The sequence below is a fragment of the Microbacterium sp. AISO3 genome, from assembly GCF_002204305.1.
Taxonomy (GTDB): Bacteria; Actinomycetota; Actinomycetes; order Actinomycetales; family Microbacteriaceae; genus Microbacterium; species Microbacterium arborescens.
Genome location: NZ_NHRF01000008.1, coordinates 124,171 through 136,908 on the forward strand (window position 1 = coordinate 124,171; position 12,738 = coordinate 136,908).

Genomic DNA, 12,738 nt, shown 5'->3' on the forward strand with positions numbered 1-12,738 from the left:
TAGGGGCGGCGCGGATCCGGCGGAAAGGGCTGGTGCCCGGGCAGGGGAACCATTATGGGGACAGTGCAGCTTTCTGGTAAACCGTCGTAGGTTCTCTCCGCGACGGCATCCGTGCGCCGGCAACGCGCCGAAGCGAGAAGCAGACCCCGATCATGACGACGAGCACGCCGACCTCGCCGCCTGGGCGCGCATCTCACACGGACGCCGCGAGATCGCGGGCTGGAAACCCCTCGACCGGGTCCTTTACGCCTCTTAGGGGCTTCACGCGGGTGGGACGACACCGCGTCCGCGAGCACGACGCGTGAGGATCAACCGGCGCATCCCTGCTCCTCAAGCCAAGCGCGCGCTTCATCGTGGGCAATGGATGCCGCCACCGGCTGATCCGGATCGATGCTCTGCTCGTCGTAGTTGCGTCCCGTCCGGTCGACGTACGCACTCTCGGTGAGCACGAGCGTGGCGCCGTCGTAGAGCGTGGCACTCACGTTCGCGGAGCTGTATCCCGCGCTCGGCACTCCGAACGTGCGGACGCCGTCGAGCCCGCGGAACGATGCGAGCACGGCTTCGCCGCTGGATGCCGTTCTTTCGTCCTGCAGAACAGCGAGCGGCGCGCCCGTCAGCTTCGCACGGTCGCCGACGTCCACGAAGACGCTCTCGCCGAGCGCGGCCCCGTTCGGTCGCACCGAGACGACGGCGTCACCGCCATGACGGTCGCGGAACGACAGTGCCGGCCCATCGGGAATCAGGGAGGCCACCCCCGAGAGCATCGGATACATGTTGCCGCCGACATTGCCGCGCAGATCGATGATCCACCCGCACGTGCCCGCTGCCGCATGATCGATCCCGTCGGCGACGGTCGTCGCGTATGCGTCCTGGTCGCTCGCATCCGGGGAGATCATCTCGGGGAGCACAACCGTGGTGATGCCGCCCTGCGAGCTCACCGTCGGCACAGGTGCGGACGCGACCTCGTCGGCTGACGACGCGTCGCCCGGGGGGATGAAGCGCGAGTGCGGCCCGCCGGCGACCGCGACTGCTTCCCCGAGAGCGGGATAGAGGCCGGCGTAGGTCGAGGCATGGGCTCCGGCCTCGAGGAGGGCGGCACGGGCCGCTGGCCACTCGGCACTATCGGTGTGATAACCGCGATCGAGCCGCTCGACGGCGATCTCCGCGTATTTCTGCACCGAGGGCGGAACCAGGTAGACGCCGAATCGGGGGCCGTAGACATCGATCGCGACGACACCGACGGCTGTCACAGCCGCAATCGCCCCCACCGCGACGGTCGCCCCGATCACGCGCCGCCTCCGACGACGAGTCTTCTCATGGGGGCTTGCTGCTCTCGTGGTTCGCGATCGTGGCACCCTTCGATCTTCTCGAGGCGCACCCGGCACGCACATCACTACGGCGATGTAGTTGCCCGGGCGAGGGTCATCCTCGAGAGGGACATGTCAGTCGGTGACGGCCAGCACCACCTCGGCGACGGCATACGCAAGGCCGACGGCGCTCACCCATACAGCGAGCGCGAGCGCGCTCACGATCAGCAGCCCACGCACGATGTCCACGACGTCTCGGGGATGCTCATCGCGGGTGTCGGCTGGGTGCTGCGGGGAGAAGGAGTCGAGCTGCGTCATGGGTGCGCCTGTTCGTCGGTGAGTGATCGTCACCCACGAGACGCCGCGTCACGCGTTTCATGACGTGATCCCGCCGGTCGGATTGGGCAGGTCGGCTCCTCGGTTCGACCGTCAGCCGAGGCGAAGGGATGACCGGCAGGTCCTGGCTGCGCTCGCCGCCGACCGGTAGAACGGATGCCGCACCCTGCGACCCCGGAAGGCGGACGCCACATGATCGATCGAGACACACTCGCCGCGTTCCTGAGGATGCGGCGCGAGGCGCTGCAGCCCGCGGACGTCGGACTGCTGCGCGGCCAGCGTCGCCGGACTCCGGGGCTGCGACGCGAGGAGGTCGCCGCGCTCTGCAACATGTCGACGGACTACTACGCCCGACTCGAGCGCGGTACCGGCCCCCGCCCGTCGGAACAGATGCTCGCCGCGATCGCGCAGGGGCTGCACCTGACACTCGGCGAGCGCGACCACCTCTTCCGCCTCGCCGGGCACGCGCCGCCCGCTCGCGGTCCCGCCAGCGATCACGTCAGCCCCGGGCTGCTGCGCATCCTCGACCGGTTGCACGACACCCCCGCCGAGATCGTCACGGAACTCGGCGAGACCCTGAGGCAGACGCCGCTGAGCGTGGCACTCGTCGGTGACGCGACCCGCTACACCGGAGATGCCCGCAGCCTCGGCTACCGCTGGTTCACCGACCCGTCCGCACGCGCGACGTACGACGAGGCCGAGCACGCGGTCCTGTCTCGGGTGTACGCGGGCGGTCTTCGCGAGATCGTGGCCCTGCGCGGCCCGTCGTCACGCGCGGCCGCGCTGGCGGCGTCGCTCAGAGAACGCAGCGCGGAGTTCCGCGCTCTGTGGGACGCGCAGCAGGTCGGTATCGCTCCGCCCGAGGTCAAGCGGTTCCGCCATCCGGAAGTCGGCGCGCTCGAGCTGCAGTGCCAGACCCTCCTCGACCCCGACCAGTCGCACCGCCTGCTCGTCTACACGGCGGTGCCGGGGAGCGAAAGCCACGACAAGCTTCAACTGCTGTCCGTCATCGGCGCCGGAGCCGGCCGAGGGGTGACCTGACGATCAGTGGATGAGTCAGCTCTGGCTGCCGCCGGGCACCGCGATCAGCATGGGACGAGCGGGCCACCCTGGTTCGCGTGAACGATGGAGGAACCATGACCCGCGGCACCGCTCCCCTCTCCGACCTGCGTGAACGCCTCGCCGTCGTCACCGGCGCGACCGACGGCATCGGCCGGGTGATCGCGACGCGACTGGCGGCCGCGGGGGCGACGGTCGTCCTGCCGGCACGGTCGCCCGCGAAAGCCGAGGCCGCCCTCGACGGCATCCGCCGCGCGGTGCCCGGCGCCCACGTCACGACGCGGCCGCTCGATCTCGCCTCGCTCGACTCGGTCGCCGCGTTCACCCGGGACCTCGTCGCCGAGGACCGCCCCGTGAACCTGCTCATCAACAACGCCGGCGTCATGAACCCGGGCTCACGCCAACCGACGGCCGAGGGCTTCGAACTGCAATGGGGCGTCAACCACCTCGGGCACATGGCGCTCACCCTGGGGCTGCTGCCGTTGCTGCGCGCCGGCGAAGGACGCGTGACGCACCAGACGAGCGTCGCGGCCCGCTCGGGCGGACTGAACTGGGACGACCTCGACTGGCGGCACGGGTACGACGACATGGCCGCGTACCGGCAGTCGAAGATCGCCGTCGCCCTCTTCGCCCGCGAGCTCGACGCGCGCAGTCGCGCCGCCGGATGGGGCGTGTCGAGCAACATCGCCCACCCCGGCGTCAGCCCGACGAACCTGCTCGCGGCGCAGCCCGGAATGGGCCGGGCGAAGGCGTCTCCGGGCCGGGCGCTGATCGTCGCGCTCTCGCGCGTCGGGCTCGCCGGAACCGTGCCGAGCGCCGCCGAGCCCGCCCTGCTCGCGGCCGCCGGCCCCGACTCCCGCGGCGACGAGTTCTACGGCCCGCGTCGCGTCATCGCGGGTGCCCCGCGTCGCCAGGAGTTCTGGGCGCCGTTCCGCGACCTCACGGACGGACCGCGCCTCTGGGACGCCTCCCTCGAGATGATCGGCGACCGCTTCACGGCCTGAGCGGACGGGCACAGCACGCACGCGGACCCGGCGCACCACGCAATGCGCCTCGCTCGACGCGCAGATCGTGTGCCGGCGCCGGATGAGCGAGGAGAGCCCTGGCGATCATGTCTCCGGGTGCTGCCCGGCACCTGTAGAGACGCCGTGCGAGGAGAGGGCGAGCGACGCGATGCGTAGGAGGAACATCCGGCAGCTGACCCCCGCTCTCCGAGTGGGACGGATGCCGAGAACCGCGCCACGGCGGTGGCATGACGTGGCGCGCCGCCGGTGGTCTTTCGCTGTGACACGGGTCGCCATCGTCGCGATCGGCGCCCTCGGGGTCGGGCTCGCCACACCGGCGCAGGCGGCCGACGATGCCGCAGCTCCTCCGGGCTCGGCCCTCTCCCATCTCGCGTCCACGACCGTCGATGACGCTGTGTCGGATCTGACCGCGCCAAGCGCGCCCTCATCGTTCTGGGTCGCTCCCTCACTGCTCTCGGCCGTCGTGATCATCGTCGGATTGATCTTCCGGCAGCGTGAACGCGCTCGCGACCGAGCCCGCGACGGCTGACCCCGGGCCGGGCCGCCCGCGGGCGGAGTCAGGGCAGCCGATCGACGAGCCGGACGATCGGCGCGACGCTGACCGATGCCGGCAGAGAGGGTCGCACCGTCAGGGTCGCAGGCTCGGATGCGGTCGAGCCGTGGCCGTTCGTGAACACGATCCGGTACTCGGTCTGGTCCATGGCGAGCGTGGTCGGCCCGGTCGAGTATTCGGGCTGCGTCGCACCCGGGATGTCGACCCATTCGCCGCCCGCGATTCGCTGCTGCCACTGCTGCGTGCGGTCCGGTGAGACCGCGGGGGTGCTCGCCCGGAACACCGCGTCGTGGCCGACGAGCGTCCGCACGTCGGCGGGATGGGAATCGATGACCGGCGCGGCGAGAACGGTGAGCAGCGCCGGGTCGCTGACAGTGCGGCCCAGATGGTTCTCGGCCACGGCCCGGAACCGGAGACCGTCCATCTCCGCGGTGACGTTTGAGAAGAAGAGGCTGTTGGGAGATTGAACCCACTCTTCGAACGTTCCGGACTCGTACGCCTCCCAGACCACACCATCCCGCGAGACCTCCCAGGTGACAGGGAGCGTGCTTGGGGTCGCATTGTCCACCACCCAGACGTAGAAGCTGGCGAACCCTCCGAGCGAAGCGACGACATCCGACGGGTGCGTGATGAAATACGGTGCACCGCGAACGGTGAGGACGGCGCCATTCGTGTGGACAGACCCCGCGGCGTTGGTGTGTACCGCGCGGTATCGCCATCCGTTCATCTCGGCCGTCGTGGCCTCCAGGCGGAGCGTGGCGGCGGTCGCCCCGACGATGTCGGACCAGGTCGCACCGCCGTCGGCCGACACCTGCCACTGGGTGCGGACGCCGTCACCGGAGGCGGATGTCGTGAACTCGGCGCCGCTCCCGACGTCGACGATGACGTCGACGGGGTGCTGCTCCACGAGCGGCAGATCGAGCACGGTCACCGTAAAGGTGCCGGCGGCGAGCGGTTCGCCGTTCGGCGCCAGCAACCGCATCGCGCCGCCTTCCAGAACCGCTCCACGGGGCGCGTCCTCGGACAAGCGCATCTGCATGAAGATGCCGGTGGGCATCGGGACGCTCGCGGAGACGGACCGCGCCGTGCGGCCGTCATCGTGAAGAGTGAAGGCGAGCTGCCCCTGCGACTGGTGTTGCATGGCCACGATCTCAACGTGGGCGGGGACGGTGAACTCGAATCTTCCGGTGATGGCGGGCAGGGCCACACGATAGGCGAGAACATGGAATGCTTCTCCCGGCGCCCTGACGGAGTCGTCGCCGGAGGCGATGATCTCCTCGAGAGCCCGCGGACTCGCAGCCTCAGACTGCACCGATTCCGCGGCGGTCGACGCAGCGTGCGCGGGCACGGTGACGCCGATCAGCGCGACCATGGACACCGCGGCCACCGCCGTCAGGTACCGAGCCCTGAGCCATCTCACGGTGCTTCCCCTTCGTTCTCGTCCACGCACGAGATTAGGAGTGGCCCACGGCACCTAGAGGCTCACCGTGGGGATCTGAGTGCGCGACCGCCGAGAGTGAGTGCCGGGTCGCGAGGCGGCAGTCGGGCTCGAGCGGATCGCCGATCGAGGGCCGCTGGAGGCGAGATCGCGTGGCGAGCGATCAGCCGATCCCGACTACTCCGCCGGCGGCTCCCCTTCACCGCAGGCAGAGATGCCCGGCAGGGAGACGACCGTGCGGCGGTCCAGATCGATCACCTGAACGTCGAAAAGAATGCCGCTGGAGTGCCGGAATGCGATGGCGGGCACTGATACCTCGAACTGCATCGAACGAAGCCGGAGGGTGGAAGCGGGTGCGGCGACTCAGCTCCAGTCGCTAGGGGCCTCGTAGGTCGCCCCCATCGCTTCACGCCCCCGACACTTCAGCCCCTCACCGCTGCTCGAGAACCAGCTTCCGTGCCCCGAAACCGTGACCAGTTGCCGGTCATGCGCCGCCCACGCGACGCCCAGCTATGTCCGCGGCGTGACCGGATTACGGGCACCGAAGGACCGACGACCAGCCCCAGCGCACGGTAGTCATCGCTCCAGAGAGAGAGAGAGAGAATCGAGGCAGTGGCCGCCGCGGGGCCGAAGGCGGGACCAGACACGCCCACCTGGCGGCCACCATAGCCTCGTGTCACGACTGCGGGACGCGGGTGGGCCGGTCGCTGGCCCCGCGGCGGACACGGCTGGCGCAACCGAGGGTCACAGCCGAAACTAGCCCGGGGACAGAAGCAGCGTCATCCGACGCGCTCGCCTGTCATGGCGCAATGAAGCAGTGACGGCGCTTCACTCGTTCGGTGGCTCGCCATCGCCGCATGGAGCGAGACCGAGAAGGTCCACGACGATGTCCCCTTCGGTCCCGAGTACCTTGACGTCGAGGACAGCCCCGCTGGCGTGATTGAAGGCCACGGCTGGGGACTTGATGTCCACCGTCTCGGCGATCACGTAATCAGAACCAAGGCGGCCGGGGAGCGCCTCGACGAATGCTTCGCCGTCGAAACCCGGCTGTGGCGTGACTGCCCAACGGTTGATGGAGTAGTACCCGCCGCCGTCGCAAGCCAGGTAAGCCGAGTCGGGAGTTCGCACCTCGACGACACCCCCGGCGATCTCGTCCGCGATTCGTTGCATCGCTGCCTCAGTATCCGCCCGCGCCTGTTCGAGCGTCGACCTTCCTGCCATCGCACACCCCACCATCGTCATGCCTGCCAGCGTCAGAACTGCAGTGACCGACACTGCACGGGTCCGCTTCATCGATTCGCCAGTTCCATAAAGATGCGCTCCAGGTGGAGATGCGTCTGGAGGTTCATGGACGGATCCGCTGAGATCACGTCCCCGTGTTGCCCGAAAGGGCGGAAGCCTGTGAATCCGGAGTCGAGCTCGGTGAAGCCGTTCTCTTCGCTGGCGGTCACGGCGTATCCGAACGGGTCGACCTGCATCCCGTCGAGCGCCCGGTTGATGTCGGTGGGGCCTTGGATGGCGTAGTAAGCGGTGCCGTCTTGCGGTTCCCACCCGTCCAGCATCCCGATGCCTGCCAGGACCACGCGTGCCTGGAAGTCAGCACCCAGCCGTTCAGCTTGACCGCCGGGGCTCGACCCGAATGAGTGCTCGACGGAAAGGAGAGGTGTCGAGTCGGTGATGACATCCAGTTCCTCCTCGAACGCCGCGTAACGGCTGCCGAGCGGCAGAGCCCACAGATTCACCTGCGGCCCGAACACCGCCACTTCCGGCGGAGCGAGGTTCGGGAAGAACCCCTGCTTGAGCACGAAGCCCGCCACCTCCACATCATCGGGGGATACTCGACCATCCGCCGCGTCAGGGATGTCAGCCCCTCGTCGGCGGTGGAGGAGTAGAAGCTCTCCATCGTCGTGTTGGTGCCGGGCATGAAACTCATGATGACATCCGCCTTCGAGACGTCACCGAACATCTCGATGATCTGCTGCGGCTGCGCCACCCTCGGGGGTCGTCACGTCGCCATCCTAGAAGCACTACTCCGGGACGTCAGCGACCCGAAGGCAGCAAACGCCCCCTAGACGAGCATTCCGACGGTCAGCGCCGCGCCGGCCGCCAAGCCTATTCCCACGGTTGCGGCCCTACCCCGATGATGGGTTCGGAGGCGCATCGCACTATGGAAACACCTCAGCCGCCGACGGATCCTGCGGCTCGTCGGCGAAACCACCAGCTCATGGTCGCGGGCGTTCTCTGCTACCCCGTGGCGGGACTGCTGCTGCTGCATGCGCTGGACGAGCCCGGCGCCCCGTTGCGCTGGGTACTCCTGGGACTGTGGGTAGCTCTCGCAGGCGCTGCGAACGTGTTCGCCTGGAAGCGTTACTACAAGCGATACCCGCCGCAGCCATGGCCGGGCTCGCCGCAGAGACGGCCGGACGCTACCGGGCACAGCGTCCCACCTTCTGCGCCAGATCGCGCCATCCCTCATCGGCCACAGAACCGCGGTTGACAGCACGACCCAGATCCGCACCAGGAACGCACCATATATGCAGAAAACCCCCGGATAACCGGGGGTTTTCATTGGCGGTGACGGTGGGATTTGAACCCACGGTAGGGGGTTACCCTACACAACTTTTCGAGAGTTGCACCTTCGGCCGCTCGGACACGTCACCGCCGACCAGCTTACGACATCCGAGGCGATGCTGCGAACCACGTGTCCCCGGCCAGGCGTAGCGTGTGTCTGTGACGCGATCATCGACCCCGCAGACGGCTCTCATCGTCGCGATCGCGTCGCTCGCGTCATCCGTGGCTTTCCTCGACAGCACGATCGTGAACGTCGCACTCCCGGCGATCGAGCGCGAGCTCGGCGGCGGACTCGCGACGCAGCAATGGGCGGTCGACGCGTATCTGCTGACGCTGTCGTCCCTCATCCTGCTCGCGGGCTCGGTGAGCGACGCCTACGGGCGCCTCCTCGTGCTCCGCATCGGACTGATCGGCTTCGGTGTCGCCTCGGTGGCGGTAGGTCTCGCGCAAGACCCGGTCTTCCTCATCGCCGCGCGCGCCGTCCAAGGTGCGGCTGGCGCCTTCCTCGTGCCGAGCTCGCTCGCCCTCATCACCTCGCTCCTCCAGGGCCACGAGCGCTCGCGCGCCATCGGCCTGTGGACGGCCTTCACGACGGGCGCCTCGCTCGTCGGGCCGCTGCTCGGCGGCCTCTTCGTCGACCTGCTCTCCTGGCGCTACGCATTCCTCATCAACGTGCTGCCGGTGGCCGTCACGCTGTGGCTCGTCGCGCGGCTCCCCGTCCACGACGAGCGCCGGGCCGACGCCGGGATCGACTGGTTCGGCGCCGCCCTGTGCACGGCGGGCCTCGGCGGCATGGTCTTCGCGCTGATCGAGCAGCCGAACCTCGGGTGGACCTCCCCCGCGATCTGGATGCCGCTGGCCGGCGGCGCCGTGATGTTCGCGGCCTTCCTGCTGCGGCAGCGAACGTCGCGGCATCCGATCCTGCCCCTCGGACTGTTCCGCGCGCGCAACTACTGGACCGGCAACCTCGCGACCCTGTTCGTCTACGCGGCCCTCTCGCTGAACGGCTTCGTCGTCGGCGTCTACCTGCAAGAGGGCGCCGGCCTCAGCGCGACGCTGGCGGGCCTGGCGAGCCTGCCGACCACGGTGCTGCTGATCGCGCTGAGCCCGTGGGCCGGCTCGCTCGCGGAACGCCTCGGCGGGCGCCTGTTCATGACCGTCGGCCCCCTCGTCATGGCCGGCGGCGCACTGATGCTGCTGCTGGTCGACGAGGAGTTCGACTACTGGTGGCAGGTGCTCCCCGGCCTCGTCGTGTTCGGGCTCGGACTCGGCGCGACGGTCTCGCCCCTCACCGCGACGATCCTCGGCGCCGTCGACCCGGAACGTTCGGGCATCGCGTCAGCCGTGAACAACGCCGTCGCGCGGGTCGCCGGCCTCGTGGTCATCGCCTTCTTGGCGCCCATCGTGGGCGGCACGCTCGACCTCGCCGGCTTCCACCGGGCGGCGATCGTCACTGCCGCACTCATGGCCGCAGGCGGGCTCATCGCCTTCGCCGGCATCCGGAACAGCGCACCCTCAGCTGAAGGAGCCCCGACGGCGGCTGACTGACGCTCAGGCCGGCGAACGCTCAGGCCGGCGAGCGCTCCGACGCGAGCGGGCCGAGCACAGACAGCATCCGCAGCTTCTCCGCCGCCTCCGACCCGGGCTCGGGCGTGAGGGTGAGGAGCGCCTGCGAACGGTCCTCCGTGAAGAGCACCTGGCAGTCGACCTCGATCTCGCCGACGGCGGGATGCACGACCACCTTGTGATCCGCGAACCGCTCGGCGACCTCCTCGAGATCCCAGAGCCGCGCGAACTCGGCGCTCCGCTCGCGCAGGTCGTCGACGAGACGCGCGGCCCGCGACCCTGCGCCACCCCGGCCCGCGACGGCGCGGAGATTCGCCACGATGGCCCGGCTCTGCCGGTCGTGATCGGATGCCGGATACACCGCCCGCTCGCTGACAGGATGCACGAACCAGCACCAGGCGCCGCTGCGTTCGGGCCCGGTGCGTCGTTCCCGCGCGCCGAAGAGAGCCCGCGCGAGGTCGTTCTGGGCGAGAGTCTCGTCGAGCTCGGTGATCACGAGCGCCGGGATGTCGTCGAGCCGATCGAGCACCCGCTGAAGCGCCGGAGCGACGTGGTCGGCGGCGCCGGAGCGCTCGGGCGGCGTATGCCCCGCGAGGCGATGCAGGTGGTCGCGCTCCGAGCGCGAGAGGCGCAGGGCCCGCGTGAGCGACGCGAGCATCTGCAGGCTCGGCTGCGGCCCGCGCTCCTGCTCGAGACGCGTGTAGTAGTCGGCGCTCATGAGAGCGAGTTGCGCGACCTCTTCGCGCCGGAGTCCCGGCACCCGGCGGCGCTCCCCCGACGGCAGTCCGACGTCTTCCGGACGCAGCCGCTCGCGACGTGCGCGGAGGAATCGGGCGAGTGCGGCGCGGTCCACGCATCCATTGTGACCGCGGCGACCCGCTCGAGCCAGGGACCGCCGCTCCCCCGTTCACGTGTGCCTGGATGCAGGGGGATGCCGCGACGAGAGTCGTCGCATGGACATTACCGGACGCACCATCTTCATCCCCGGCGCGACGAGCGGCATCGGCCGCGCTCTCGCCATCGCCCTCGCCGAGCGCGGCAACACGGTCATCGTCGGTGGCCGCCGGCGCGAACTCATCGACGACCTCCGCTCGTCGCACCCGGCCATCGACGGCGTCGAGATCGACACGTCGGATGCCGCATCCATCGACCGTGCCGCCGCCGAGGTTCTGGAGCGGCATCCCGGTCTCGATGTGCTCGTCACGATGGCGGGCATCATGAACGCGGAGGACTGGACCTCTCCCGTGGGATTCGTCGACAGCGCGGAACGCACCGTCACGACGAACCTGCTGGGGCCCATCCGGCTGATCGGCGCGTTCATCGAGCACCTGCTGACCCGCCCCGCCGCGACGATCATGACGGTCTCGTCGGGGCTGGCCTTCGCCCCGCTCGCTGCGACGCCCAGCTACAACGCCACGAAGGCGGCGATCCACATGCTGAGCGAATCGCTGCGTCTGCAGTACGCCGGCTCCCCCGTCGAGATCGTGGAGCTCGTGCCGCCGGCTGTGCAGACCGACCTCATGCCCGGTCACGCCGACAACCCGCAAGCGCAGCCGCTCGACGAGTTCGTCGACGAGGTGATGGCGATCCTCGAGCGGGATGCCGATGTGCGTGAAGTGCTCGTCGAGCGCGTGAAGTTCCTGCGCCATGGTGAAGCGCGCGGCGACTACGCAGATGTCGTGCGGACACTCAACTCCTCCGACCCCCACGCAGGTCGGAGAGGGGCCCGGTAGCGACTCTCATGCGCCCCTGCCAGACTGAGATCATGAGCGCGATCGAGAACTCCAAACTCACCGTCGTCGGCGCGGGCGCCGTCGGATCCAGCGTCGCCTACGCGGCCCTCATCCGCGGCTCGGCCCGTCACGTGGCCCTCTACGACATCGCCACCGAGAAGACCGAGGCCGAGGTGCTCGACCTCGCACACGGCGCTCAGTTCACCGGCTCGAGCGACATCATCGGCGGGTCCGACATCTCTGTCGCAGAGGGCTCGCACGTCGTGGTCATCACCGCCGGCGCCAAGCAGAAGCCCGGACAGACGCGCACGGAGCTCGCGGGCGTGAACGCGGGCATCATCGCATCGATGATGCCGCAGCTGCTCGATGTCGCCCCCAACGCGACCTTCGTCATCGTCACCAACCCCTGCGACGTGCTCACCGTTCTCGCGCAGGAGGCCACCGACCTGCCGCCCGAGCGCATCTTCGCCTCCGGCACCGTTCTCGACACCTCGCGTCTGCGCTGGAAGATCGCCCGTCGCGCCGGTGTCTCGATCTCGAGCGTGCACGCCTACATCGTCGGCGAGCACGGTGACACCGAGTTCCCGCTGTGGTCGCATGCCACCATCGGCACGGTGCCCATCCTCGACTGGGTGCCCCTCGACGGTCAGCCCAAGTTCACCGCGGAGGAGCTGGACCAGATCGCCGTCGACGTCCGCGACGCCGCATACAAGGTGATCCAGGGCAAGGGTGCGACGAACTACGCCATCGGCCTCTCGAGCGCGCGCATCGTCGAGGCGATCCTGCGCGACGAGGATGCCGTACTGCCCGTCTCCACGGTGCTGCGCGACTTCCACGGTGTCGACGGCATGGCGTTGTCCGTGCCGTCGGTCGTCAACCGCCGGGGCGCGTTCCCTGTGCGCGAGATCGAGTTCTCCAAGCGCGAGCTCGAGCTGTTCCAGCACTCGGCGGCGGCCCTCAGCGACGTCGCCACCTCCCTGCGCGGCTGACCTCGCGCGCGCCCGGCGCGCGGTGTCGCGCGGGGTGCTGATACATCCGTCGGACCGGCGGTGCTGGTGTCGTCCCGGAGCCGCGGGAAGACGACATCCGCACCACCGGTCCGACGTATGTATCGCCCGAACCGGCGCCGGCGCTGACAGACGAGGGGATG

General features: G+C 69.4%; 13 protein-coding genes and 1 tRNA gene. 6 read left to right on the plus strand and 8 right to left on the minus strand.

Going from position 1 to position 12,738, the window contains the following annotated elements; all coding sequences use genetic code 11:
- Positions 1–308 precede the first annotated feature (308 nt).
- Positions 309–1,289, minus strand: a complete 981-nt coding sequence (locus CBF90_RS12730; RefSeq protein WP_197690583.1) for a S41 family peptidase — start codon at positions 1,287–1,289, stop codon at positions 309–311.
- 153 nt (positions 1,290–1,442) lie between these two features.
- On the minus strand, positions 1,443–1,625 hold the full coding sequence (locus CBF90_RS12735; RefSeq protein WP_064955517.1) for a hypothetical protein: 183 nt from the start codon (positions 1,623–1,625) through the stop codon (positions 1,443–1,445).
- Between the two features lie 210 nt (positions 1,626–1,835).
- On the opposite strand from CBF90_RS12735, the gene CBF90_RS12740 reads away from it, so the two are divergent.
- The 3 genes from CBF90_RS12740 (at position 1,836) to CBF90_RS12750 (ending at position 4,256) form a co-directional block, all read left to right on the plus strand.
- Positions 1,836–2,684: a helix-turn-helix transcriptional regulator gene (locus tag CBF90_RS12740; RefSeq protein ID WP_088380754.1), complete on the plus strand. Its 849-nt coding sequence runs from the start codon at positions 1,836–1,838 to the stop codon at positions 2,682–2,684.
- Positions 2,685–2,779: 95 nt separating this feature from the next.
- Positions 2,780–3,706, plus strand: a complete 927-nt coding sequence (locus CBF90_RS12745; protein ID WP_088380755.1) for an SDR family oxidoreductase — start codon at positions 2,780–2,782, stop codon at positions 3,704–3,706.
- 280 nt (positions 3,707–3,986) lie between these two features.
- The gene (locus CBF90_RS12750) at positions 3,987–4,256 is read left to right on the plus strand and encodes a hypothetical protein (protein ID WP_141097162.1); all 270 of its coding nucleotides are present in this window, start codon (positions 3,987–3,989) and stop codon (positions 4,254–4,256) included.
- Between the two features lie 28 nt (positions 4,257–4,284).
- Here the strand turns inward: CBF90_RS12750 and CBF90_RS12755 are convergent, their stop codons facing one another.
- From CBF90_RS12755 to CBF90_RS12775, 5 genes are all read right to left on the minus strand, one after another.
- Entirely contained in the window at positions 4,285–5,700 is a 1,416-nt protein-coding gene (locus CBF90_RS12755) for an immunoglobulin domain-containing protein (RefSeq protein ID WP_141097163.1), read from the minus strand.
- Positions 5,701–5,895: 195 nt separating this feature from the next.
- Positions 5,896–6,045 carry a hypothetical protein gene (locus CBF90_RS18435; protein WP_172407841.1) on the minus strand — a complete coding sequence of 50 codons (150 nt, stop codon included), beginning with the start codon at positions 6,043–6,045 and terminating at the stop codon, positions 5,896–5,898.
- A gap of 501 nt (positions 6,046–6,546) precedes the next feature.
- Entirely contained in the window at positions 6,547–6,993 is a 447-nt protein-coding gene (locus tag CBF90_RS12760) for a hypothetical protein (protein ID WP_141097164.1), read from the minus strand.
- A gap of 14 nt (positions 6,994–7,007) precedes the next feature.
- Positions 7,008–7,535, minus strand: a complete 528-nt coding sequence (locus CBF90_RS12765; protein ID WP_141097165.1) for a hypothetical protein — start codon at positions 7,533–7,535, stop codon at positions 7,008–7,010.
- 752 nt (positions 7,536–8,287) lie between these two features.
- Positions 8,288–8,378, minus strand: a tRNA-Ser gene (locus CBF90_RS12775).
- 70 nt (positions 8,379–8,448) lie between these two features.
- On the opposite strand from CBF90_RS12775, the gene CBF90_RS12780 reads away from it, so the two are divergent.
- A complete protein-coding gene (locus tag CBF90_RS12780; RefSeq protein WP_071918987.1) occupies positions 8,449–9,837 on the plus strand; it encodes an MFS transporter in 1,389 nt (462 codons plus the stop codon).
- 19 nt (positions 9,838–9,856) lie between these two features.
- Here CBF90_RS12780 and CBF90_RS12785 read toward each other — a convergent pair whose 3' ends face one another.
- The gene (locus CBF90_RS12785) at positions 9,857–10,708 is read right to left on the minus strand and encodes a helix-turn-helix transcriptional regulator (RefSeq protein ID WP_088380760.1); all 852 of its coding nucleotides are present in this window, start codon (positions 10,706–10,708) and stop codon (positions 9,857–9,859) included.
- Between the two features lie 100 nt (positions 10,709–10,808).
- Here CBF90_RS12785 and CBF90_RS12790 point away from each other — a divergent pair, with 100 nt between their 5' ends.
- Positions 10,809–11,588, plus strand: coding sequence for an SDR family oxidoreductase (locus tag CBF90_RS12790; protein ID WP_088380761.1), 780 nt, complete (start codon positions 10,809–10,811; stop codon positions 11,586–11,588).
- Positions 11,589–11,620: 32 nt separating this feature from the next.
- Positions 11,621–12,577 carry an L-lactate dehydrogenase gene (locus tag CBF90_RS12795; RefSeq protein WP_088380762.1) on the plus strand — a complete coding sequence of 319 codons (957 nt, stop codon included), beginning with the start codon at positions 11,621–11,623 and terminating at the stop codon, positions 12,575–12,577.
- The last annotated feature ends 161 nt before the right edge of the window (positions 12,578–12,738 follow it).

Bases quoted from the DNA above. Each gene is read 5' to 3' on its own strand.
- CBF90_RS12735 (WP_064955517.1), bottom strand. From the start codon at position 1,625: ATGACGCAGCTCGACTCCTTCTCCCCGCAGCACCCAGCCGACACCCGC.
- CBF90_RS12740 (WP_088380754.1), top strand. From the start codon at position 1,836: ATGATCGATCGAGACACACTCGCCGCGTTCCTGAGGATGCGGCGCGAG.
- CBF90_RS12745 (WP_088380755.1), top strand. From the start codon at position 2,780: ATGACCCGCGGCACCGCTCCCCTCTCCGACCTGCGTGAACGCCTCGCC.
- CBF90_RS18435 (WP_172407841.1), bottom strand. From the start codon at position 6,045: ATGCAGTTCGAGGTATCAGTGCCCGCCATCGCATTCCGGCACTCCAGC.
- CBF90_RS12790 (WP_088380761.1), top strand. From the start codon at position 10,809: ATGGACATTACCGGACGCACCATCTTCATCCCCGGCGCGACGAGCGGC.
- CBF90_RS12795 (WP_088380762.1), top strand. From the start codon at position 11,621: ATGAGCGCGATCGAGAACTCCAAACTCACCGTCGTCGGCGCGGGCGCC.